This window comes from Cohnella laeviribosi DSM 21336 (assembly GCF_000378425.1).
In the GTDB taxonomy this organism is placed as follows: Bacteria; Bacillota; Bacilli; order Paenibacillales; family Paenibacillaceae; genus Cohnella; species Cohnella laeviribosi.
This window is the reverse complement of sequence record NZ_KB899808.1, coordinates 154,796-178,085: the sequence shown is the minus strand read 5'-3', so window position 1 is coordinate 178,085 and position 23,290 is coordinate 154,796. Positions and strand designations below refer to the sequence as shown.

Here is a 23,290-nt window from a genome sequence, read left to right as displayed (position 1 = left end):
AAAGAGACTGACAGGATCGGTCTCTTTTCAGCAATATGGAGTTGGATCATTTGGCCGGCACTTTTTGCGCGTTCAGCAGCACTTTGCGCGACAGGTTGATGCGTCCCATCGAATCGATTTCCGTCACCTTCACGTCGATGCGGTCGCCGATCGACACGACGTCCTCCACCTTCGCGACCCGCTCGTTCGCAAGCTGGGAAATGTGAACCAGTCCGTCCTTGCCCGGCAAAATTTCAACGAAGGCGCCGAATTTTTCGATGCGCTTGACCGTACCGGTGTAGACTTCCCCGACGACGACCTCCCGCACGATGCCTTCGATGATTTGGCGCGCTTTCTCGTTCGCGGCGGTATCGGCGGAAGCGATGTACACGGTGCCGTCCTGCTCGATGTCGATCTTGACGCCGGTATCTTCGATGATCTTGTTGATGATCTTGCCGCCGGAACCGATGACGTCGCGGATTTTGTCCGGATGAATCTTCATCGTGACGATCTTCGGCGCGTAAGGGCTCAGCTCTTTGCGCGGCTTGTCGATGATTTCCAGCATCTTGCCGAGAATGAACAAGCGGCCTTCCTTCGCCTGCTCGAGCGCCTGCGTCAGGATGGGGCGGTCGATGCCGTCGATCTTGATGTCCATTTGAATCGCCGTGACGCCTTTGGCGGTTCCCGCCACTTTGAAGTCCATGTCGCCCAGATGGTCTTCCATTCCCTGGATATCGGTCAAAATCGAGAATTGGTCGCCGTCCTTGATCAGCCCCATGGCGACGCCCGCGACCGGAGCCTTGATCGGCACGCCCGCATCCATCATCGCCAGCGTGCTGGCGCAAATGCTGGCCTGCGACGTGGAGCCGTTCGATTCCAGCACCTCGGAGACGAGGCGGATCGTATACGGAAACTCGGATTCGTCCGGGATCACCTTCAGCAGCGCGCGTTCGCCCAGCGCGCCGTGGCCGATTTCGCGTCTGCCCGGCGCCCGCAGCGGACGGGCTTCCCCGACCGAGAACGGCGGGAAGTTGTAATGGTGCATAAACCGCTTCGACTCTTCCAGGTCGATGCCGTCGAGAATTTGCACGTCGCCGAGCGGTCCGAGCGTGCAGACGCTGAGCGCTTGCGTTTGGCCGCGCGTAAACAGCCCGGAGCCGTGCGTGCGCGGCAAGATGCCCACTTCGCCGGAAATCGGGCGGATTTCGTTCAGCTTGCGGCCGTCCGGACGGATCTTTTCATGCGTAATGAGCCGGCGGACTTCTTTTTTCACGATATTGTAGAGCACTTCTTTGACATCGGAAAGCTTCTCGGGGGTTTCCGCATAGACGGTTTCGAAATGCTCGACCGTCTCGGCGTTGATTGCGTCGATCGCTTCCTGCCGCGCATGCTTCTCCGGAATGCGCACCGCCTCGACGAGACGTTCCTTCGCGTAAGCGTTGACTTCGGCTTCTACGGCCGGATCGACCGTGTGCAGAACCACTTCCATCTTCGGCTGGCCGGCTACCGCTTGCAACTGCTCGATCGTATCGACGATCCGCTTGATTTCCTCGTGACCGAACATGATCGCTTCGAGCATATCCGCTTCCGGCACTTCGTCGGCTTCCGCCTCGACCATCATGATCGCATCCCGCGTGCCCGCGACGACAACGTACATATCGCTTTTTTCTTCCTGGGCGACCGTCGGATTGATGACGAATTCTCCGTCCACCCTGCCGACGATCACGCCGCCGATCGGTCCGTTGAACGGAACGTTCGAAATGGACAGCGCCGCCGATGTGCCGATCATCGCGGCGATTTCCGGCGAGCAGTCCTGGTCGACGCTCATGACGAGATTGACGATTTGCACGTCGTTGCGGAAGCCTTCCGGAAACAGCGGCCGAATCGGGCGGTCCGTCAGACGGCTCGCCAAAATCGCCTTTTCGCTCGGGCGCCCTTCCCGCTTGATAAAGCCTCCCGGAATTTTGCCGACGGCGTAAAGCCGTTCTTCATAGTTGACCGTCAACGGGAAAAAATCGAGATCTTTCGGTTCGGACGATGCCGTAACCGTAGACAGGACGACCGTTTCGCCGTAACGGACGAAAACGGCGCCGTTCGCTTGCTTGGCCAGGCGCCCGGTTTCCAAAACGAGCGGACGGCCGGCCAGCAGCATTTCAACACGATGTTCCAAGCATATCCCTCCTCTAATCGGACGTATGTATTTTCGACACACTTTCCAGTATCTCCTGCCGAAACCATCTTAGAACCGCACAAAAAAGTCCGGTCCCGCCCATCGCGCGGATGCGCTTTGCCGCCGGGGAGCCTAAAAGCGGGCCCTCTATCGTCAACGAAAAAGCAACCCGGTGCCCGTCGGGATCGTTCCCGTGCGACACGACAGGTTGCTTCTTGCGTTATCGCAAAATTAGCGGCGCAGGCCGAGCTTTGCGATCAGTTCGCTGTAGCGGTTAACATCCTTCTTCTTCAGGTAGGCCAGCAGCTTGCGGCGTTGGCCGACCATCTTGAGCAGACCGCGGCGGGAGTGATGATCCTTCTTGTGCTCCCGGAAGTGCTCCGTCAAGTTATTGATGTTCTCCGTCAGGATAGCAATTTGGACCTCCGGGCTGCCGGTGTCCGTCGGGTGCGTCTTGAATTGCTCGATCAGTTCTTGTTTGCGTTCTTGCGTCAGTGCCATCCTCGTTCACCTCCTTGTTCGAATCGCCGTTGGCCTAGCGGTCGCCGGTGAGAGCGAACGGCCAAGCCAAGGTTCCCAATGTGCGGCAGCTTGTGCCGCAGCCGCGCAAACGGTGTGCGCAACACGTATTAGTATACCATACGAAGATTGCGGGATACAATGCCGGCATTCAAATTTGATCGGCCGAACCGCTTACGGCAGCCGGGCCAAAATCGCGCGCGCATCCGCCGCGTCCTGCTTGATCTGGGCGGCAAGCTCGTCGAGGGACGCGAATTTTCGCTCCGGGCGGATGTATTTGTGGAACCGCACCGTCAGCCGGCTTCCATACAGATCCCCGTCGAAATCGAACAGATGCGCCTCCAGCTTCGTTTCTCCGCCCGGCTCGTCGACGGTCGGCCGGACGCCGACATTGATGACGCCGCCGTACGTTTCGGCTCCGCGGACGGCCGTAATCGCGTAAACGCCGTGACGGGGAATGACGTACCGCTCCTCCGCCGACAGGTTGGCCGTCGGAAAGCCGATCAGCCGGCCGCGGGCCTGGCCGTGAATGACCGTTCCGGCCACTTCGTACGGGCGTCCGAGCAACAGCGCCGCCTGCTCGCAATCTCCTTGGGCCAGCAGATCGCGAATGCGGGTGCTGCTCACCTTCATCCCGTCCAAATAGACGGGCTCGATCACCCTGACGTCGATCGCTCCGCCGGCATATTCGCGCAGCGAGGAAGGGTCGCCCTGCCCGCGGTGGCCGAACCGGAAGTCGAACCCGACAACGACGGACCGGACGCGAAGCGGCGCCAGCAGCCGCTTGACGAACTGCTCCGCCGAAACCTGCGAGAAGCCGATGTCGAACGACACGACGTAGGCCACTTCGATGCCCAGCTCGGCAAACCGCTCCAGCTTTCGTTCCAGCGGCGTCAGCGTCGTGTGGTACGCATCCTTTCCCAAAACGACGCGGGGATGCGGATCGAAGGTCAGCACCGCCGCGCGCTGCCCTTGCTGCCCGGCCAGCCGGACAGCCGTCTTGATCACTTCGGAATGGCCGAGATGAACGCCGTCGAAAAAGCCGATCGCCAGCGCCGCGCCTTCCGGCTTGGCCGCATGTTCCGGAATATTGAAAGATTGCGCCAAAGACGAAAAAGAAATGTCGAAACGTTCCACTTGCTGTCCTCCTGCCTTTTCCGACTACCGGTCCGTCCGCCCGTCTCCGTCCGAAGGATGAAACACCTTGACGGGACGAAGCTCGCCTCGGCCGATATCGGCCTCGAACAACCCGAGAAAAACGCCGTCCTCGCGGTACAGCCGCCATAAGCCCGGCTGCTTCGGCTCCGGGTTCAGCGCTTTTTTCGGAATGGCCCGTCCCTGCAACGCGCGCGCCGATTCGGCGGCCGGCGCCGCCGCGTGCGGAATGAACCCGAGCAGCCGGTCCGCCGGAACCAGCTTGTCCGCCAGTTTGCCTTGCTGCTTGAGCTCGCCGATTTGTTCGAGCGTCAGGCAATCGGCCTCCGTAAGGCCGGCGCTCTCCACCCGCTTCAGGTCGGCCATCACGGCCGGCACCCCGAGCTTCCGGCCGATGTCCACGCACAGCGTGCGGATGTACGTTCCCTTGGAGCAGCGGACGGAAAAGCGGACTTCCGGATGCGGGCCCGCCGCGTTCATCTGCAGCACGTCGATGCTGTGGATCGTGACGGTTCTGGGCTTGCGTTCGACCGTCACGCCTTGGCGGGCAAGCTCGTAAAGCCGTTTGCCCCCCACCTTCACGGCGGATACCATCGGCGGGATCTGCTCGATATCGCCGACAAACGAGCCGATAGCGCGCGCGATCTCCTCTTCCGTCAGATGATGGACTTCCATCCGTTCGACGACTTGCCCGCCCGCATCCTCCGTATCGGTCGCGATGCCGAAGCGGAGGGTCGCTTCGTAGGCTTTCGGCGTCTCCTGCAAATATTCCACCAGACGCGTCGCCCGGCCGATGCAGATCGGAAGCACGCCCGTCACGGCCGGATCCAGCGTCCCCGTGTGGCCGATGCGGCGGACGCCGATCAGGCGCCTGGCCTTGGCGACCACATCGTGGGACGTCCAGCCGGCCGGCTTCCAAACGCCGAGCACGCCTTCCAAGGCTGAGTTTCCGTTCATGTCGGTCCCGCCTCCAAAGCCGCTCTTACGGCGCCGACCACCCGTTCGATCGCCTCCGGCAGCGCCGACGCGATCCGGCAGCCGGAAGCGCGGACATGGCCTCCCCCGCCGAATTGCTGCGCGACCGAAGCGACGTTGACATTGCCGGCCGAGCGCAGGCTGACCTTCACCGCATCGCTTCCCATCTGCTTGAAGAGCAGCCCCACCTCGACGCCTTCGATGTTGCGCGGATAATTGACCAGCCCCTCCAAATCCTCGTTCGTGGCGCCGGTTTCGCGCAGATCCTCGGAGGTGACCCACAGCCAGCCGATTCGTCCGTCGTCGCTGAAGGACAGCCTGGACAGCGCCCGCTTGGTCATCTGGATCTGGCCCATCGTCATCCGCTCGAGCAGCCGTTCCGCCAGTCCCGGACCGTCCGCCCCGGCGGCAAGCAGCTCGGAGGCGATCGCCATCACCCGCGGCGTCGTATTGGCGTAGCGGAAGCCTCCCGTATCGGTCATCAGCCCGGTGTAGACGGCGTTCGCGATGTCGGCGTCAAGCTCCGCTCCCAACGTCTTCAGCAGCCCAAACAAGATTTCCGCCGTCGCGGCGGCTTCAAAATCGAGCAGTTGAACCGTTCCGAAGCCGTCGTTGGTCGGATGGTGATCGATGTTGAGCAGCTCCGCGTCCTCCGCAAACCATTGCCGCGCGGCGCCGACACGGTCGAAATCCGCGCAGTCGACGGCGATCACGTGCTTGAACGGCCGCATGGGCCCGCCGCTTGCGGCGGTGACGATGTCGGAGAAGCCCCAAAGATAAGACAGCCGCGAAGGAAGCGGACCCTCGTTATACAGCGTGAACGACTTGCCCAGGCGGTTCAGCAGCCAGCCGACGGCGACCGTCGAGCTGATCGCGTCCCCGTCCGGCTGGACGTGCGAGACGACGAGAAAATCGTCCCGCTCGCGCAGAAACCGCGCGGCCGCTTCCCATTGTTCCGGCCGCCTCATTCGTCCCCGCTCTCCCGGTTAATCTTCTGCAGCAGCGCTTCGATGCGGCTGCCGTATTCGATCGAATGGTCGAAGCGGAACTCGATTTCGGGCGTGTGCCGAAGGCGGATCCTCCGCCCGAGCTCGCTGCGGAGGAAGCCCTTCGCTTTGCCGAGCGCGTTCAGCGACGCTTCCTTCTGCTCCTCGTTGCCGAGAATGCTTAAATAAATCCGGGCCAAGGACAAATCGTTCGTCACATCCACCCCGGTCACGGTAATGAATCCGATGCGCGGATCCTTCAGTTCCATTTGAATCAAGGTACTGATTTCTTTTTTGATTTCTTCGCCGACGCGTCCGACTCGGAATTTGGCCATGCATATTCACCCCATTCTGTCTAGCAAATCTTAAGGCTCGACAGATTCCATGACGAACGCTTCGATGATGTCGCCGATTTGAATGTCGTTGAATTTCTCCAGCGTCATCCCGCATTCGTAGCCTTCCGTAACCTCTCTGACGTCGTCCTTATACCGCTTGAGCGTTTCGATCTTGCCTTCGTAGACCACGATGCCGTCGCGCACGAGTCTGGCCTCGGCCGAGCGGGTCACCTTGCCGTCGGTCACCATGCAGCCCGCGATCGTGCCCACTTTGCTGACCTTGAACGTCTCGCGGACTTCGGCATGCCCGATGACCTTCTCTTTGAAGACCGGATCCAGCATGCCCTTCATCGCCTGCTCGATCTCTTCGATCACTTTGTAAATGACGCGGTGCAGGCGGATGTCGACCTTCTCCTGCTCGGCCATCGCGGCCGCCCGCGGCTCGGGACGCACGTTGAAGCCGACGACGATGGCCGAAGAAGCGACGGCGAGCGTAATATCCGACTCGGTGATGGCGCCGACGCCGGCGTGGATCGTCTTGACGCGCACGCCCTCGACATCGATTTTTTCCAGCGAGCCTTTGAGCGCTTCAAGCGAGCCTTGCACGTCCGCTTTCAGGATGACGTTGAGGTCTTTGATTTCGCCTTCCTTGATCTTGTTGAACAAATCGTCCAGCGTCACCTTGGAGTTCGACTTCAGCGCTTCCTGGCGCGTCTTGATCGCGCGTTTTTCCGCGATCTCGCGGGCCTTGCGCTCGTCTTCGAACACCATGAACGGATCGCCCGCCTGCGGCACCTCCGTCAGCCCCGTGATCTCGACCGGGGTGGACGGTCCGGCTTCCTTGACCCGGCGTCCGCGGTCGTTGGTCATGGCGCGGATGCGGCCGAAGCAATCGCCGGCGACGAAGGCGTCGCCCACCTTGAGCGTCCCGTTCTGCACGAGGATGCGGGCCACGGGGCCTTTGCCTTTGTCCAGCTCGGCCTCGAGCACGGTGCCGCGTGCGCGTTTGTTCGGATTGGCCTTGTATTCGTTCACTTCGGCGACAAGCAGGATCATCTCCAGCAGGCTGTCGAGATTCAGGCGCTGCTTCGCGGACACTTCCACGAAAATCGTATCCCCGCCCCACTCTTCCTGAACGAGGCCGTATTCCATCAATTCCTGTTTGACCCGGTCCGGATTGGCTTCCGGCTTGTCGATCTTGTTGACGGCGACGATGATCGGCACGTTGGCCGCCTTCGCATGGTTGATCGCCTCGACCGTCTGCGGCATGACGCCGTCGTCGGCCGCGACGACGAGAACCGTAATGTCGGTCACCTGCGCTCCGCGGGCGCGCATTGTCGTGAACGCTTCGTGGCCCGGAGTGTCGAGGAAGGTGATCTTCTTCCCGCCCACATCAACCTGGTAGGCGCCGATGTGCTGGGTAATGCCTCCGGCCTCGCCGGATGCGACCTTCGTTTCGCGGATCGCATCCAGCAGCGTCGTCTTCCCGTGGTCGACGTGGCCCATGATCGTGACGACCGGCGGGCGTTCGACCAGATCGCTCGGATCGTCGTTTTCTTCGATCGTCTCGAAATTCGTTTCCTCGACAACGATTTTCACTTCGGTCTCGACGTTGAATTCGCTCGCGACCAGAAGAATCGTGTCCAGATCGAGCTCCTGGTTGATCGTCGCCATCACGCCGAGGAAGAGCAGCTTCTTGATCACTTCGGAAGCGTCTTTGTGCAGCAGCTTCGCGAGCTCGCCTACGGTCATCTCGCCGCGGACGATGATTTTCTTCGGCGTGTTGTCGATCTTCTCGCGCGGGGGTTGAGCGCCCCGGTTTTTGCCGTTTTTGCCGCCCTTGCCCTTCGGCTTGAAGTTCATTTTGCCCTCTTCGAACCGTTTGCCGAACTCGTTGTCCTTGCGTTTGCCCCCGCTCCGGCCGAAGTCGCTGTCGCGGCTCTTGCCTTCGCCGCGCGTTCCCGGACGCGCTCCGCGGCTAGCGGCCGGCGCTGCGGCCACAACCGGCGGTGCCGGGATGCGCGGACCGCCGAAGCCGCCCTGGCCTTGCGGACGTCCGCCGCCTTGGCCTTGCGGACGGCCGCCTTGCGGGCGGTTGCCGCCGCCTTGGCCCTGCGGACGATTGCCGCCCTGGCCTTGCGGCCGGTCGCCTTGCGGGCGGTTGCCGCCGCCCCCCTGACCTTGCGGGCGATTACCGCCGCCCTGACCCTGCGGACGGCCGCCCCCTTGCTGGCGGTCGCCCTGCGGGCGGTTGCCGCCGCCCCCCTGACCTTGCGGGCGATTGCCGCCGGTCTCCTGCTGGCGCTCGCCTTGCGACCGGCTGCCGCCGCCTTGACCCTGGCCTTGCGCCGCGGCAGCGGGCTGCGGTTGCGCCGGCTTTGCCGCCGCTTTGGCCGCGGAGCCGTCCTCCGCCTTGCGGCCGGCTTCCCCTGCTCCCGCGCCTTGCTTGTTGCCGCCGCCCGCAGCTTGCCCTTCCGGACGGGACTGCGCGCCGGCAGGCTTCGTTTGCGCCATCTTGGCCGCCGCATTCGCCTTCACGTCATGGAAAAACTTCTCCACCGCGCTGATCATGTTGTCCTCCATGACGCTCATATGATTGTTGACGGGCAGGTTGACGCGCTTCAGAATCGTTAAGATTTCCTTACTGCTCATATTGAGTTTCTTGGCGTATTCGTAAACGCGAATCTTGTCCTTGTTATCTTGCGTATCTTGTTTATTAGTCAATATTTTCCACCTCCGATTGTTGAACCCAGCCGCTTCGGATCAGATCGGCAAAACCGCGATCCGTCACGGCGAACAATACGCGCTCGGGCTTGCCGACGGCTCCTCCGAGTTCGTACCGCGTATATCCGATCAACAGCGGAACGTTGTAGCTTCCGCATTTGTCTTCGACTTTTTTGCGCGTCAGTTCCGAAGCGTCCCCCGCCAGCAGAACCAGCTTGGCGTCGCCGGAACGGATGGCTTTCAGCACGAATTCTTCTCCGGTAACGAGCTTGCCCGCGCGCATCGCAAGCCCAAGACGAGACAGCGCCTTATTCGTCGTCATCGTCGTCCGCCCGCTCCTTCGCCGCGTTAAACTCGTCCTCCACCTTGACGAAATCCGCCGCCAGCCGGTCGTATATTTCCGGCGGCACCGCCGTCTTGAGCGCCCTGTCAAGCGCCTTCGTCTTCTTGGCCAGCTTGAAGCAGGAGGAATTGCCGCACAAATAAGCGCCCCGTCCGGGCTTTTTGCCCGTCATGTCGATCAGGATCTCCCCCTGCGGGGTGCGGACGACGCGGATCAGTTCCTTTTTCGGCATCATTTCCTGGTGGACGACGCATTTGCGAAGCGGAATTTTACGTTGCCTCATGGTTTCCCTCCCCCTGTTCCTGCAGCTTCCGAAGCTTTTCCGCCGATGTCAGGAGGCCTTTGCGCCATCCCGGCGGCCCATGCCTTCGGGCAGCGCCCGCGGTCCTTCCGCGGTCAATCGATCGTCACGCTGTCCTGATGCATGACTTCCCCGGACAGCGTCCGCGGCCGCCCGTACTCCTGCTCGGCTTGCGTCTCGCTTTTGATATCGATTTTCCAGCCGGTCAGCTTCGCCGCAAGGCGCGCGTTCTGGCCCTTGATGCCGATGGCGAGCGAAAGCTGGTAATCCGGGACGATGACCCGCGCCATCTTCTCCGCTTCGAACACGATGACCTCGAGCACCTTGGAAGGGCTGAGCGCGTTGGCCACGTATTCCTCCACCGAGTCGGACCAGCGCACGATGTCGATCTTTTCACCCTTCAGCTCGTTGACGATCGTCTGCACGCGGACCCCTTTCGGCCCGACGCACGAGCCGATCGGATCGACTTCGGGATTGCGGGAGTACACCGCGATTTTGGAGCGGAAACCGGCTTCCCGGGCAACGGAGCGGATTTCGACCGTGCCGTCGAAAATTTCCGGAACCTCCAGCTCGAACAATCGTTTCAAGAGGCCCGGATGCGTGCGCGACAAAATGATCTGCGGGCCTTTGCTCGTGTTCTCGACCTTGGTGATGTAGGCCTTGACGCGTTCAAGCTGCTTGAATTTGTCGGTCGGCATCAGCTCGGTGAGCGGAAGCGCCGCCTCGACCTTTCCCAAATCGACGTACAGATTGCGCGAATCCATCCGCTGAATGATGCCGGTGACGATGTCCTGCTCTTTGTCGACAAACGCGTTGTAAATCAGCCCCCGCTCCGCTTCGCGAATCCGCTGGGTTACGACCTGCTTGGCCGTCTGGGCGGCGATGCGGCCGAAATCGCGCGGCGTCACCTCGATTTCCGCGATGTCGTCGAGCTGGTAGTGCGGGTTGATGGCCCGCGCCGCCTCCAGCGAAATTTCCAGCCGCGGATCGAGCACTTCTTCGACGACCGTCTTGCGCGCGTAAACCTTGATCGATCCGGTCGTCCGGTTTATATCCACCCGCACGTTCTGGGCGGTGTTGAAATTCCGCTTGTAGCTGGAAATAAGAGCCGCTTCGATCGCTTCGATGAGAACATCCTTGCTGATGCCCTTCTCGCGCTCGATTTCGGAGAGCGCTTCGATAAACTCCATGCTCATGTGAAGATGATTCCTCCTTCCGTGATTAAAACACAATGGCCAGGCGAGCCGAGGCCACTTTATCGTAAGGGATGGCCTGCTTGCGGTTTCCGATCGTCATCCGGATGACCGACCCGTCGAAGCCGTCCAGCCTTCCTTCGAATTCCTTGGCGCCGTCCACCGGCTCGTACGTCGTAATGAACACGTGGCGGCCGACCGCTTTGGCCACGTCTTCGGGCTTCTTCAGCGGCCGCTCCGCGCCGGGTGAACTGACCTCGAGGAAATACGCGTCCGGAATCGGATCCGCCTCGTCCAGCTTCGCGCTCAAATATTCGGAAATACGGCCGCAATCGTCGATGTCGATGCCGCCCTCCTTGTCCACGAATACGCGCAGGAACCAGCTGCTGCCTTCCTTGACGTATTCGATGTCCACCAGTTGGAACCCGTTCTCGTCCAAATACGGCGTTACCAGCGCCTCTACGGTGGATTTGATTTTCGGTGCGCTCAAATGTGTGACCTCCCGATACCTTCAAATGGATCTGCGCAGCGATCCGTTCCGCCAACCCAAAAAGGCCCATGGCAAAACGGAAAGAGTGGGTTTCCCCACTCTTCTGCAGACAGTGATATCCACATGATTACCAAAAATAATATACCATAACCGCCACGGGCTGGCAACCTGAATTTCCCTACGGAGGCGGCCACCCTGTCAAAACAGGCTGAGCTGGTTGGATTCGGGCAGGCCGCGGAAGCAGCCCATGCCGGCGAGCACCTCGACGATCGTCTTGCTCGCCTTCGAGCGTTGCTGGAAGTCCTCGACCGACAGAAATTCCCCTTCCTCCCGGGCGGCGACGATGTTGCGCGCCGCGTTCTCGCCGATGCCGGCAATCGCCGAAAACGGCGGGATCAGCGCGTCCCCGTCGATAATAAAGCGCGTCGCGTCGGAGCGGTACAGATCGATGGGCTTGAAGCGGAAGCCCCGCGCCGTCATCTCCAGCCCCATCTCGAGAATGGAGATCATGTTCTTCTCCTTCGGCGTCGCCTGAAACCCTTTCGCTTCGATCTCGGTCAGCGTCTTCAAAATGGCGTCGTAACCCTGGCAAAACAGGTCGACGTCAAAGTCGGCCGCCCGGACCGAGTAATAGGTAGCGTAAAATTCGATCGGATAATAGAGTTTGAAATAGGCCGTACGCACGGCGGAGATGACGTAGGCGGCGGCATGCGCCTTCGGAAACATGTATTCGATTTTCAGGCAGGAATCGATATACCACTGCGGAACGCCGCAGCGCTTCATCTCCTCGATCCACTCGGGCGTAAGCCCTTTGCCTTTACGGACGCTTTCGGTGATCTTGAACGCCAGCGACGCGTCCATGCCCGCCTTGTAAATCAGGTAAAGCATAATATCGTCCCGGCAGCCGATCACCGTCTTGATCGTGCACGTGCCGTTTTTGATCAGTTCCTGGGCGTTGCCGAGCCATACGCCGGTTCCGTGGGACAGCCCCGATATCTGCAGCAGGTCCGCGAACGACGAAGGCTTCGTTTCCTCGAGCATCTGCCGGACGAAGCGCGTTCCCATCTCCGGCACGCCGTAGGTCGCAACCGGCGTGCGGATTTGCTCCGGCGTCACCCCGAGCGCTTCGACGGAGTTGAACAGGCTCATCACCTTCGGATCGTTCATCGGAATCGTCGTCGGATCGACGCCGGTCAAATCCTGCAGCATCCGCATCATCGTCGGATCATCGTGTCCCAGAATATCGAGCTTGAGCAGGTTCGCGTCGAAAGCGTGGTAATCGAAGTGCGTCGTCTTCCATTCCGACTCGACGTCGTCCGCGGGATACTGCACCGGCGTAATGTCCTCGACCTCGATGTAGTCCGGAACGACGACGATGCCGCCGGGATGCTGGCCGGTGCTGCGCTTGACGCCGGTACAGCCGGCCGCCAGACGGTTCAGCTCCGCGCTCCGCCACGACTTGCCGTGATCCTCCTGATACTTCTTGGCGAAGCCGTACGCCGTTTTCTCCGCCACCGTGCTGATCGTTCCGGCGCGAAACACGTTTTTCTCCCCGAACAGGACTTTCGTGTAATTGTGCGCGTGCGGCTGGTATTCGCCCGAGAAGTTGAGGTCGATATCGGGCACCTTGTCGCCCTTGAAGCCGAGAAACGTCTCGAAGGGAATGTCCTGGCCTTCGCCGCGCATGATCTCGCCGCAGCGCGGACACGGCTTGTCCGGCAGGTCGAAGCCGCTCGGCACGCTGCCGTCGGTAATCCACTCGCTGTACTTGCACTCCGGGTTGCGGCACAAATAATGGGCCGGCAAAGGATTGACCTCGGAAATGCCGAGAAACGTCGCGACGACGGAGGAGCCGACCGATCCCCGCGAGCCGACGAGATAGCCGTCCTGGTTCGACTTTTTGACGAGCCGCTCGGAAATGAGATAGTTCGCCGAAAAGCCGTACTTGATAATCGGAACGAGCTCTTTTTCCAGCCGCTGCACGACGATGTCCGGCAACGGGTCGCCGTACATCGACTTGGCCGTGTCGTAGCATTTGTTGCGGATTTCCTCGTCGGCCCCTTCGATGATCGGCGTAAACAGCTTGTCCGGAAACATCACGATGTCCTCGAACCGGTCGGCAAGCTCCGCGGGATTGCGAACGACCACCTCGTACGCCTTGTCCCGGCCGAGAAACGCGAACTCCTCGAGCATTTCGCCCGTCGTCCGCAAGTGCGCGTCCGGCTTGCGCTGCTCCTTGAGCGGGCTGAAGCCGGTAATCCCGTGGATCGTGATGTCGCGGAACAGCTTGTCGCGGGGATGAAGGTAGTGCACGTTGCCGGTGGCGATGACCGGCTTGCCGAGCTTGTCCCCGATCCGGCAAATGCGGCGCAGCGCTTCCTCCAGCTCCGCCCTGCTGCCGACGAGCCCCTTGTCGAGCAGATGCAGGTAAAACTCCAGCGGCTGGATTTCCAGCACGTCGTAAAACTTGGCGACCTCTTCCGCTTCCTCTTCGGACTTGTTCAGCACCGTTTCGAACAGCTCGCCCTTTTCACACCCCGAAATCAGCAGCAGCCCTTCCCTCAGTTCCACCAGCTTGCTGCGCGGAATGCAGGGCACGCGGTTAAAGTAGTCGGTATGCGACAGCGACACGAGCTTGAACAGATTTTTTTTGCCCTTCGCGTTCAGCGCGTAGATGCCGCAGTGAAACGGCCGGGTCGTCCGCCAACTGTCCTTGTTCGCCGTATTCAGCTCCGTAAGCTGCGTCACACCCTTGGCCGCCGCGTCCTTGAGCAGACCGTTCAAAATGCCGCCGAGCGCCACCGTATCGTCGATCGCCCGGTGGTGGTTCTCCAGGCTCACCTTGTACAGGGCGGCCAGCGTGTTGAGCCGGTGGTTTTTCAGCGTCGGGTGCAAATATCTCGCCAGCTCCAGCGTGTCCAGCACCGGGTTCGTCAGCGGCGGCAAGCCGATTCGCCTTAAGTTCGCCTGGATAAACCCGATATCGAAGTTCGCGTTGTGCGCGACGAGCACGGCGTCGCCGACAAACCGGACGAAATCGTTCAGCACGGGCTCCAGGTCGGGCGCATCCCGCACCATATCGTCCGTAATGTTCGTCAGCTGCTGGATGTTGTACGGAATCGGCTCGTGGGGATTGACAAACGTCGAGAACCGCTCCAGTTCTTTGCCGCCGCGCATTTTGACGCCCGCGATTTCGATGATTTTGTTCGCCGTAATGGAAAGCCCGGTCGTTTCGATGTCGAACACGACGTACGTCGCGTCCTCCAGCCGTTCCTCGCGCGGCGACAGCACCATCGGCACCGCGTCGTTGACGACGTTCGCTTCAAGCCCGTAGATGACCTTGATGCCGTGCTTTTTGGCCGCTTTGGCGGCTTCGGGATAACATTGCACGTTGCTGTGGTCGGTGACCGCAATCGCCTTGTGTCCCCATTTGGCCGCCGTCTTAATATAAGCGTCGACCGGCGTCACCGCGTCCATGGCGCTCATCGTCGTATGCAGATGGAACTCGACGCGTTTCTCTTCGGCCTCGTCCATGCGCTCGGCAGGCGGGGTCACCTCCCTGACGTCGTTGGGCAGCATGATCAGCTCCGGCGGATTCATGAACCGGTCGTACTCGACCCGGCCGCGGAGCTTCAGCCATTTGCCGTTTCCGATCAGGGATAGGATCTTGTTGTCTTCCTTCGTCTTGCCGAACACCTTGACCGCAATCGAGTCGGTGTAGTCGGTCACGCAGAACTGGTACAGCGTGCTGCCGTTGCGCAGCTCCTTCGTTTCATGGCCGAACACGAGGCCCTGGATCGTGACCCTTTTCTCTTCTTCGGTAATGTTCTGGATCGGAACCGGCTCGTCCTTGATCTCATAGCCGTACTGAAGCGCCTGCGGAGCTTCGGTTTCGGCGGCGGCCGCCTCTTCCCGCACGCTCGCCATCAACTGCTGGATATGCTGCGTCTCCTCCATTTGGATCTTCTGCGCGAATTCCTCGTACACTTCCTGGCGAGACTGGCCGACGGTCAGCTTCACCCGGCAGGGGCACCCGAACCGCTGCTCGAAGAACGCCGCCGCGTGCGATTCGACGTTTTTGCGTTTGGCCATCTCAAGTCCGGTCTGATCGATCAGCGCGAGCGTCAGCACCCCGTCTTGCGCTTCGATTTTGCCTTTCGCCAGCCAGCCGTTCACCGACGCGAATTCGGATTGCATCCACTCGACAAAAACGCTCCAATATTCGGTCAGCACCGCATCGGTCGGCACTTCGTCCGTATAGCGCAGCGTGATCGCGATCGTCGCCAGATGGCCGAGCTTGCTTTTGACCTTCTCGCAAAAATCCGCATAAACGTTCGCAGGCAACAGCGTGCTTTTGACCAGATGAAAATGCCATTCCTTCTTCGAGCGGCTGACTTCGACCCGGTCTATGTATCCGTCGCGAAAATAAGAGTCGGTCCATTCCGCCGAAACGCCGGCCTGCTGCAGCAGCAGTTCGAAGCGTTGCCTCTGGTCCGCAGTCGGTTGCATGATTGTTCCTCCCCGAATTCCCTTCAAAAACAAAAGCCTCCGCGAAAAAGGGGGCCGTCGCGCCCGCATCGGCGCTCGGACCGTCTTTCAAGCCGGAAGCTGAACAAATCGCTGTCTATTATTCTACCTTATCCAAGAATCTAGCGGCAAGCGGTAATGGACAGTGATTGACTATAAAAACGCTGCCCGCGTCGCCTCGACCGCTCGCCTGCCCCGTCCGCCGGCCCGTTTTTCCCGTTTGGCAGCCTTGTCCCCGAGCGCGGTTGCGATAAATGGCCGGAGTTGCCGTATGGTCGCGGTTGTGATGAAAAAAGAGCCGCCCCCTCGGGCGGCTCCCGCTCCGCTTCCGGCGCGCGCCGCGGTTGCGCTCAACGCCGTTCGCAGAAGGCTTCGGCCTCCAAGCATTTCGGCCCTCAAGCTTCCCAACCTCCCGCAGCGGCCGCCGGGAAGCTTGGTCCGAAGCCTCTTGCTCTTGTGAGGCTTGCGCCAACCGCTTTAATAAGCTCTCGCGAACACAACCGTATGCTTCGACGGTTGGCCGCAGACCAGGCATTGGCTCTTATGCTCCGCCGGCTCGAACGGAATGTTGCGGCTGGTGGCGCCCGTCTCGTCTTTGACCCGCTTTTCGCAGTCGTCCGAGCCGCACCAGCCCGCCAGCGCGAAGCCGCGCTTTTCCTCGAGCGCGCTTTTGAGCTCGTCCAGCGTCTCGATCGAGAAGAAATGCTCGTCGCGGAAAGCCAAAGCGCGCTTGAACATGTCGGCGTGCACTTCGTCCAGCATCGCCTTCACTTCGTCGACCAGGTTGTCCAGCGGCACTTGCTTTTTCTCGCCGCTGACGCGGGAGACGAGCACGCAGACGCCGTTTTCCAGATCGCGCGGACCGAGCTCAAGCCGAACCGGAATGCCGCGCATTTCGTATTCGTTGAACTTCCAGCCCGGAGACACGTCCGTGCGGTCGTCAACGCGCACGCGGATGCCGGCGGCTTTGAGCTGCGCGTAAAGCTCGTCCGTCTTGGCGATCACGGCCTCCCGCGTCTTTGGCGGGCCGATCGGAATCATGATCACCTGCGTCGGGGCGACCTTCGGCGGCAGCACGAGGCCGCGGTCGTCGCCGTGCACCATGATGAGCGCGCCGATCAGCCGGGTGCTCACGCCCCAGGACGTCGTATGGCAGTATTCCTGGGTATTTTCGCGGCTCAAATATTTGATGTCGAAGGCGACGGCGAAGTTGGTGCCCAAATAGTGCGACGTGCCGGCCTGCACCGCGCGTCCGTCCTTCATCATCGCCTCGATGGAATACGTGTCCACCGCTCCGGCGAACTTCTCCGACGGGGTCTTCTGCCCTTTGATGACCGGAATGGCGAGCACGTTTTCGACGAAGTCGGTATAGACGTCCAGCATCGTCATCGTTTCCTTGCGGGCGTCCTCTTCGTTCTCGTGCGCGGTATGGCCCTCCTGCCACAGAAACTCGCTCGTGCGCAGAAACGGCAGCGTCCGCTTCTCCCACCGGACGACGTTGGCCCATTGGTTGATGAGCAGCGGCAGGTCGCGGTACGAGTTGATCCATTTCGCATACATGTGCCCGATCATCGTTTCCGAAGTCGGGCGAATCGCAAGGCGCTCCTCCAGCTTCTCGCCGCCCGCCTCGGTTACCCACGGCAGCTCGGGATTGAAGCCTTCGACGTGCTCCTTTTCCTTCTGGAAGAAGCTTTCCGGAATGAACAGCGGAAAATACGCGTTGCGGTGGCCGGTATCCTTGAACCTTCTATCCAGCTCCCGCTGCATGTTTTCCCACAACTCGTAGCCGTCCGGGCGGAAGACGATACAGCCCCGCACCGGCGAATAGTCCATCAGCTCGGCTTTCTTGATGACGTCGATGTACCAGCGGCTAAAATCTTCGCTCTGCGGCGTAATTTCGGTGACAAACGATTTGTCCTTCGACATGCGGTTCCCCTACCCCCGGCAGCAACATTAATTTTTGACCAAACGCAAAATATCGTTATACGTAACGACGATCATCAGCAGCATGATCATCGCGAACCCGATGAAATGAATCAAGCCTTCGCGATTCGGATCGACGGGTTTGCCCCGAATGGCTTCCAGGCCGATAAACATCAGGCGGCTTCCGTCCAGCGCCGGAATCGGCAGCAGGTTAAAAATGCCCAGATACAGGCTCAACACGGCCGCCCACGAAGTGAGCTGCGGTATGCCCTGCTTCGCGATCTGTCCCGTCATTTCCGCGGTCCGGACCGGTCCGCCCAGATCGTCCAGCTTGAACTCCCCGAAGATGAGCTTGCGGAAGCCTTCGAAGATCCGGCCGGTCATGTCGACCATCGTCGTGCCGGCGAATCGGATCGTTTCGCCTATCCCGGCGCGGCGCATTTCCGGACTCAGATAGATGCCGACTTTGCCGGTTTCCGCGTCCGGCGTGACCGTGAGGCTGACCTCTTTGCCGTCCCGCTCGATCACCCAGTTCATCGGCTTGCCGGCGGACGCCTGAATCTGTTCGACCAGCCGGGTGCTGTCGCCTTCGACGGGAACGCCGTTCACTTTCTTGATCCAATCGCCCTTCTGAAGCCCCGACTTCTCCGCAGCCATTCCCGCTTCCAGCCCGCTGACGAACACTTTGGTCGAATTCTCGACCGGAACGCCGGAAAGCTGCAGGTAGACGCCAAACAGAACAAACGCAAGCACGAAATTCATCATCGGTCCGGCGAAAATCGTCATCGCCCGCTTGCCCGTCGAAACGCCGCCAAACTGCCGCTCGAGCGGAGCGACTTGCGTCTCCTGCCCCCGCGACACGATCATCGCTTGCGGGTGCAGGCCGTAACGCTGTTCGTCGCCGTCCACGTCGAGCGAAACGAACATCTCTTTCTCCAAATCAAGCGACTTCACTTCGCCGCGAATGATGTTCGAACGTTCGTCCAACCGGTCCAAATACAGCTTCGTAATCTTGCCGTCCTTAAGACGGACGCCGACCGTCTGTCCCGGCTGCACCTCGACAACCTCCGGCTCCTCACCGGCCATCCGGACGAATCCGCCAACGGGCAGAAGACGCAGCGTAAAACGGGTTTCCCCCCGCTTGATCGAAAAGAGCTTCGGCCCGAACCCGATGGCAAACTCGCGGACGAGAATCCCCGCGCGTCTGGCAAAGTAGAAATGGCCGAATTCGTGAATCGAGACGAGCAAAAAAAAGACGAGCACTGTCAGGAAAACAATCTGAATCGTTTGCATACGCTCTCCAACCCCCGATGCCGGTGACGGCTGTCCTTAGATTATCATTATTCTCCAGGCCGTTACAAGAGAATACGGATCGGTCGGCATTCAGTCGCAATTATTTCAGCGCGGCGGCTTCCGCCCGCGTTTGCGCGTCGACGGCCAAAATCGCGTCCAGATCCGGATCGGCCGTCGCGGCGTGCTTTGCCAGCAGCCGCTCGATGATCGTCTCGATCGCCAGAAACGGGATTTCTCCTTTCAGGAAACGGGCGACGGCCACTTCGTTGGCCGCATTGAACACCGTCGGCGCCGTGCCGCCCGCGCGCCCCGCTTCATAGGCCATGCGCAGGCAGGGATACCGGGCGAAGTCCATCTCCCGAAAGTGCAGCGCGCCCGCCTTGACCAGATCGAGCGGCGAAGCCGGCGACGGCTGCCTTTGCGGATAGGTGAGCGCATACTGGATCGGCACCCGCATATCGGGATTGCCGAGCTGGGCGATGACGCTCGTATCGGCAAATTCGACCATCGAGTGGACGATGCTCTCGGGATGCAGCACGACCTCGATCTTGTCGTACGGCAGATCGAACAGCCAGTGCGCTTCGATCACTTCCAGCCCTTTGTTGACCATTGTGGCGGAATCGATCGTAATTTTCGCGCCCATCGACCAGTTCGGATGCTTGAGCGCGTCCTCCACGGTCACGGAGGCAAGCTCGTCCCGCGTGCGGTCGCGGAAGCTGCCGCCGGAAGCGGTAAGGATGAGCCGCTTCACGGCGCGGCGGTCTTCCCCGTTCAGGCATTGGAAAATCGCCGAATGCTCGCTGTCGATCGGGTAGATCGCCACGCCTTTGTCGGCCGCCCGCTTCATGACGATATGGCCGGCCGTGACCAGCGTCTCTTTGTTGGCGAGCCCGATCGACACCCCCGCATCGATCGCGGCGAGCGTCGATTTCAGCCCGACGCTACCGATCAGCGCGCACATCGCAAAGTCGGCGCCGGATTCGGCCGCCACTTCGATCAGCCCTTGCTCGCCGTAAGCCACTCTCGTTCCCGGCGGCAGATCGATGCGGATTTGCTCGGCCAGTTCCTTGGTCGCAACGGATACGACCTTCGGCTTCCAGCGTTTCGCCTGCTCCAGCAGCAGGCCGACGTTCGTGCCCGCCGCAAGCCCCGTAATCTCGTATCGCCCGGGGTCGCGGGAGACGACGTCGAGCGTCTGCGAACCGATCGAACCCGTGCTGCCAAGTACAGCCAGTTTCATGATGGTCATGGCGTTTCCTCCGTGTCCATTATGTAGCACCGTAAAAACGAACGTTATGTGACGTTAGTGACGTCAGGCGGCCCCAATCCGCCGTCCGAGACGTTTGCGGCGCCTTCCGGCGGTCAACTCCGTTCGCGTTCAGACCGGCAGCAGCGACAACAGATGAAGAACCGGGAAGACGATGATCCAGCTGTCGGTACGGTCCAACACGCCCCCGTGTCCGGGCAACAGCGTTCCCGAATCCTTCACGCCGCGCAGCCGCTTGTAGGCGGACTGGATCAAGTCCCCGAGCGTGCCGAATACGGCGGCCGCGATCCCGATCGTCGCCGCGCGTCCGGCTCCCAGCAGCTCCGGCCGGATCCAGGCGAATACGAGAGCAACCGCGACCGCGACGGCCAGCCCGCCGATCGCGCCTTCGACCGTCTTGTTCGGACTGATCGCCGGCCACAATTTGCGCCTGCCGACCGCCTTCCCGACAAAATACGCTCCCGCGTCGGAGCCCCATATGCACAGAAACGCCAGCAGCGACCAGAACAAACCATGCTCAAGCTCCCGGGTCGCGGACATATAGCGGAACCCAAGCCCGATATAAAAAGCGCCCAGAAACAGAAGACTTGCATGCTCCAACTGAATGCTGTTTTTGCTGAAGACGGTGCCCGCCAGCAGCGCCAGCATCAGCAGCCAGGCCACCGTCTCGACGGACGGCGCTCCCCAGCCCGGCGGCAGCGTCGGGAGCGACATCAGCAGCACGGCCGCATAGCCTGCGATCACGTCCAGACGCGCGGCAGGCTGCTTGTTGAGCCGGACATACTCGTGAAAGCCGATCAAGGCGAGCAGCGCGAGCAGCGCGGAGTAAAAGCCCCCTCCGACGAGCAGCAGCGCCAAAAAGCCCGCTCCCGCGACAACGCCGGTCACAATGCGTTGACCCATGCGCTTAGAGCCCCCCATAGCGGCGCGCCCGCCGTTGATATTCGCGAATCGCTTCGTAGAAATGCTCGTCCGAAAATTCCGGCCAATAAACGTCCGTAAAGCAAAATTCGCTGTAAGCGAGCTGCCAGAGCATAAAATTCGACAGGCGAATCTCCCCGCTGGTCCGAATAAGCAGGTCGGGATCCGGCATGTCGCTCGTGAGCAGGCAAGCGTTGAACGTCTCTTCGGTGATCGCTTCGGGGTCCAGTTGGCCGGCCGCGGCTTTGCGCGCCAGCTCTCTGGCCGCAAGAACCAGTTCCATCCGCCCGCCGTAATTCAGGGCAAAATTGAGTACGAGTCCCGTATTGTGCTTCGTCTTCTCGATCGCTTCTTCGACCGCTTTCAGCGTATAATCCGGAAGCAGGTCCCGAACGCCCATCATGCGCACCTGGACGTTATTTTCCATCAACTCGCCCAATTCCAACGCCAGAAACTCCTGGGGAAGCTTCATGAGAAACTCCACTTCCGATTTCGGGCGCTTCCAGTTCTCCGTCGAAAAGGCGTACAAGGTCAGGTAGCGGACGCCGATTCGGTCCGCCGCCTTCGTGATCCGCTTGACCGCCTTCATTCCGTTGTGATGGCCGGCGATGCGCGGCAGTCCGCGCTCCTTCGCCCAACGCCCGTTGCCGTCCATTATAATGGCGACATGCTGCGGCACGTTGTCCGGATCCGGCAACCCGCCCTGACGCTCGGGCTGACCTTTGCCGTCCGTGCCGTCCTGCCGCTTGCGGAACAAGCCGCCGCGGAAACCGTTGATCATGGTCGTTCCTCCTGATTCGGTTCGCCTTTGATTCGCCGAAAGACGCGCGAAGTCCGATTCTCGGCAATGAAGAATAAACCCCACCTGATGGAGGGGTCGAAACGGGCTTAAACTTCCATTATTTCTTTTTCCTTGGCGGCCAGGATTTTGTCCACTTCCGCCGTGAAGCGGTCGGTCAGCTTCTGGATGTCTTCCTGATGGCGGCGGGATTCGTCCTCGGAAATTTCGCCTTTTTCCTTTTTCTTGATCTCGTCGTTCGCGTCGCGGCGGATGTTGCGGATCGCCACTTTCGCGTCCTCGCCGAATTTTTTCGTCGCTTTGACGAGCTCGGCGCGGCGTTCCTCCGTCAGCGGAGGAATGGTGATCCGGATGATCGAGCCGTCGTTGGCCGGCGTCAGCCCGAGGTCGGATTTGAGAATGGCTTTCTCGATCGCCGCCAGCGCCGACTTGTCCCAAGGCTGGATCATCAGCGTGCGGGAATCCGGCGTCGTGATCGTGCCAAGCTGATTGATCGGCGTCATCGTTCCATAGTACTCGGCTTGCACCCGGTCCAGCATCGACGCCGAAGCGCGGCCCGCGCGCAGCGTGGACAGATCCCGCTTCAGGGCGCCGATCGCTTTTTCCATCCGTTCTTCCGCGTTTTTCTTGATCGCTTGAGGCACTTAGTTCACGCTCCCCTTGACAATCGTTCCTATTTTTTCGCCCAGCACGGCGCGTTTTATGTTTCCTTTTTCGGTGATGGCAAATACCAGCAGAGGAATATTGTTGTCCATGCAAAGCGAAGATGCCGTGGAATCCATGACGCCGAGGTTTTTGTTCAGCACGTCCATATAGGTCAACTGCTCGTATTTCTGCGCCGTCGCATCCTTGAACGGATCGGCGCTGTATACGCCGTCCACCTTGTTTTTCGCCATCAGGATGACTTCGGCTTCGATTTCGGCGGCGCGAAGAGCGGCCGTCGTATCCGTCGAGAAGAACGGATTGCCTGTGCCGGCGGCGAAGATGACGACGCGGCCTTTTTCGAGATGCCGTATCGCTCTGCGGCGGATGTAAGGCTCGGCGATTTGCTGCATGGCGATGGACGTCTGCACCCTTGTCGGCACATCGATCTGCTCCAGCGCATCCTGCAGCGCAAGCGAGTTCATGACGGTCGCCAGCATGCCCATATAGTCCGCGGTGGCGCGATCGATGCCTTTCTGGCTGCCGGAAATGCCCCGCCAGATATTGCCGCCTCCGCATACGATGGCGACTTCCACGCCCAGCTCGACGACTTCCTTGACCTGCTCCGCAATCGACAAAATGGTCGCCGCGTCAATGCCGAAGCCATTCGGTCCGGCAAGCGATTCTCCGCTCACCTTCAATACGACTCGTTTGTAAACGGGACGATTCAACGTTGGTACCTCCACTG

At 60.6% G+C, this 23,290-nt stretch carries 19 protein-coding genes; all 19 read right to left on the bottom strand.

The genetic code is table 11. The features are described 5' to 3' along the window. Positions 1-46: 46 nt before the first annotated feature. The gene (pnp, locus tag F560_RS0100900) at positions 47-2,149 is read right to left on the bottom strand and encodes a polyribonucleotide nucleotidyltransferase (RefSeq protein ID WP_083931902.1); all 2,103 of its coding nucleotides are present in this window, start codon (positions 2,147-2,149) and stop codon (positions 47-49) included. Between the two features lie 231 nt (positions 2,150-2,380). Beyond that, positions 2,381-2,650, bottom strand: a complete 270-nt coding sequence (rpsO, locus tag F560_RS0100895; protein ID WP_019003809.1) for a 30S ribosomal protein S15 — start codon at positions 2,648-2,650, stop codon at positions 2,381-2,383. Positions 2,651-2,842: 192 nt separating this feature from the next. Continuing rightward, the gene (locus F560_RS0100890) at positions 2,843-3,805 is read right to left on the bottom strand and encodes a bifunctional riboflavin kinase/FAD synthetase (protein ID WP_019003808.1); all 963 of its coding nucleotides are present in this window, start codon (positions 3,803-3,805) and stop codon (positions 2,843-2,845) included. 24 nt (positions 3,806-3,829) lie between these two features. Then, positions 3,830-4,780, bottom strand: a complete 951-nt coding sequence (truB, locus tag F560_RS0100885) for a tRNA pseudouridine(55) synthase TruB (protein ID WP_019003807.1) — start codon at positions 4,778-4,780, stop codon at positions 3,830-3,832. Further along, positions 4,777-5,766 carry a DHH family phosphoesterase gene (locus F560_RS0100880; protein WP_019003806.1) on the bottom strand — a complete coding sequence of 330 codons (990 nt, stop codon included), beginning with the start codon at positions 5,764-5,766 and terminating at the stop codon, positions 4,777-4,779. The genes truB and F560_RS0100880 overlap by 4 nt, the downstream gene beginning before the upstream one ends. Next, on the bottom strand, positions 5,763-6,119 hold the full coding sequence (rbfA, locus tag F560_RS0100875) for a 30S ribosome-binding factor RbfA (RefSeq protein ID WP_019003805.1): 357 nt from the start codon (positions 6,117-6,119) through the stop codon (positions 5,763-5,765). Before rbfA ends, F560_RS0100880 begins: the two co-directional genes overlap by 4 nt. Before the next feature lie 30 nt (positions 6,120-6,149). Further along, positions 6,150-8,843 carry a translation initiation factor IF-2 gene (infB, locus tag F560_RS0100870; protein WP_019003804.1) on the bottom strand — a complete coding sequence of 898 codons (2,694 nt, stop codon included), beginning with the start codon at positions 8,841-8,843 and terminating at the stop codon, positions 6,150-6,152. Next, positions 8,836-9,165: a L7Ae/L30e/S12e/Gadd45 family ribosomal protein gene (locus tag F560_RS0100865; RefSeq protein WP_019003803.1), complete on the bottom strand. Its 330-nt coding sequence runs from the start codon at positions 9,163-9,165 to the stop codon at positions 8,836-8,838. Before F560_RS0100865 ends, infB begins: the two co-directional genes overlap by 8 nt. Next, a complete protein-coding gene (rnpM, locus tag F560_RS0100860) occupies positions 9,152-9,469 on the bottom strand; it encodes an RNase P modulator RnpM (RefSeq protein WP_019003802.1) in 318 nt (105 codons plus the stop codon). Before rnpM ends, F560_RS0100865 begins: the two co-directional genes overlap by 14 nt. Before the next feature lie 113 nt (positions 9,470-9,582). After that, positions 9,583-10,683, bottom strand: coding sequence for a transcription termination factor NusA (gene nusA / locus F560_RS0100855; RefSeq protein ID WP_019003801.1), 1,101 nt, complete (start codon positions 10,681-10,683; stop codon positions 9,583-9,585). Positions 10,684-10,708: 25 nt separating this feature from the next. Beyond that, positions 10,709-11,170 carry a ribosome maturation factor RimP gene (rimP, locus tag F560_RS0100850; RefSeq protein ID WP_019003800.1) on the bottom strand — a complete coding sequence of 154 codons (462 nt, stop codon included), beginning with the start codon at positions 11,168-11,170 and terminating at the stop codon, positions 10,709-10,711. Positions 11,171-11,368: 198 nt separating this feature from the next. Continuing rightward, positions 11,369-15,679 carry a PolC-type DNA polymerase III gene (locus F560_RS0100845; protein WP_019003799.1) on the bottom strand — a complete coding sequence of 1,437 codons (4,311 nt, stop codon included), beginning with the start codon at positions 15,677-15,679 and terminating at the stop codon, positions 11,369-11,371. Positions 15,680-16,174: 495 nt separating this feature from the next. Further along, the gene (proS, locus tag F560_RS0100835; RefSeq protein WP_019003797.1) at positions 16,175-17,623 is read right to left on the bottom strand and encodes a proline--tRNA ligase; all 1,449 of its coding nucleotides are present in this window, start codon (positions 17,621-17,623) and stop codon (positions 16,175-16,177) included. 27 nt (positions 17,624-17,650) lie between these two features. Further along, entirely contained in the window at positions 17,651-18,913 is a 1,263-nt protein-coding gene (gene rseP, locus F560_RS0100830; protein ID WP_019003796.1) for an RIP metalloprotease RseP, read from the bottom strand. A gap of 100 nt (positions 18,914-19,013) precedes the next feature. Further along, positions 19,014-20,156, bottom strand: a complete 1,143-nt coding sequence (locus F560_RS0100825) for a 1-deoxy-D-xylulose-5-phosphate reductoisomerase (RefSeq protein ID WP_026298020.1) — start codon at positions 20,154-20,156, stop codon at positions 19,014-19,016. 135 nt (positions 20,157-20,291) lie between these two features. Then, positions 20,292-21,083, bottom strand: coding sequence for a phosphatidate cytidylyltransferase (locus F560_RS0100820; RefSeq protein WP_019003794.1), 792 nt, complete (start codon positions 21,081-21,083; stop codon positions 20,292-20,294). Positions 21,084-21,087: 4 nt separating this feature from the next. Then, entirely contained in the window at positions 21,088-21,882 is a 795-nt protein-coding gene (locus F560_RS0100815) for an undecaprenyl pyrophosphate synthase (protein ID WP_019003793.1), read from the bottom strand. A gap of 107 nt (positions 21,883-21,989) precedes the next feature. Next, the gene (gene frr, locus F560_RS0100810) at positions 21,990-22,544 is read right to left on the bottom strand and encodes a ribosome recycling factor (RefSeq protein WP_019003792.1); all 555 of its coding nucleotides are present in this window, start codon (positions 22,542-22,544) and stop codon (positions 21,990-21,992) included. Continuing rightward, on the bottom strand, positions 22,545-23,273 hold the full coding sequence (pyrH, locus tag F560_RS0100805) for a UMP kinase (protein ID WP_019003791.1): 729 nt from the start codon (positions 23,271-23,273) through the stop codon (positions 22,545-22,547). It abuts the gene before it with no gap. Between the last annotated feature and the right edge of the window lie 17 nt (positions 23,274-23,290).